This is a genomic window from Arsenophonus sp. ENCA (genome assembly GCF_002287155.1).
GTDB classification, from domain to species: Bacteria; Pseudomonadota; Gammaproteobacteria; order Enterobacterales; family Enterobacteriaceae; genus Arsenophonus; species Arsenophonus nilaparvatae.
This window is the reverse complement of sequence record NZ_NHNG01000656.1, coordinates 1-501: the sequence shown is the minus strand read 5'-3', so window position 1 is coordinate 501 and position 501 is coordinate 1. Positions and strand designations below refer to the sequence as shown.

Sequence of the window (501 nt, the reverse complement as noted above, 5' to 3'; positions counted from 1 at the left end):
CTTTTTTTGTCTATAGAAGGTTCAACTAATCGCCATAGGTCTTTAGGGCGGAAACATCTACTTTTTAACCATCGGCTAACCGTGTCATGAGATAAAGGCGATGGGCTGACTTCTGATAACGCCAAACTAGAGTATCTTACACTGCTTACTTGCAAGAATATTTTATAAATATCTTTAATGCATGGATAACCGGACAAAATATGAACATCCTGATTTTTTCTTGTTTTTAAATTTATACTTCTTTTTTAGAGACTGCGAAACTCGTGACGATGTGCCAATTCCCAAACGAAATGCAACAAAGTAAATCCTTGGTCATACATAGATAAAATTACTGTAATGACCCCATAAGAGATACTGTTGTATGAAGGGAAAACATTTGAACTTACATGAGCGTTTTTATATCGAAAAACGAATAATTGACGGTGTTACTCAGGCCACTATTGCTAGAGAATTGGGGCTTTCTCGTTCAACTGTCAGCAGGGAACTCAAACGTAATACTGA

2 protein-coding genes are annotated in these 501 nt (G+C 36.5%); one reads left to right on the top strand and one right to left on the bottom strand.

The window, feature by feature from the left end:
* On the bottom strand, window positions 1-197 hold a 197-nt coding region (locus CBG25_RS17095), incomplete at its 3' end, for a hypothetical protein (RefSeq protein WP_290604058.1).
* A 164-nt stretch (window positions 198-361) separates the two neighbouring features.
* On the opposite strand from CBG25_RS17095, the gene CBG25_RS21535 reads away from it, so the two are divergent.
* The coding region (locus tag CBG25_RS21535; protein WP_366212744.1) for a helix-turn-helix domain-containing protein at window positions 362-501 on the top strand (140 nt) is incomplete at its 3' end.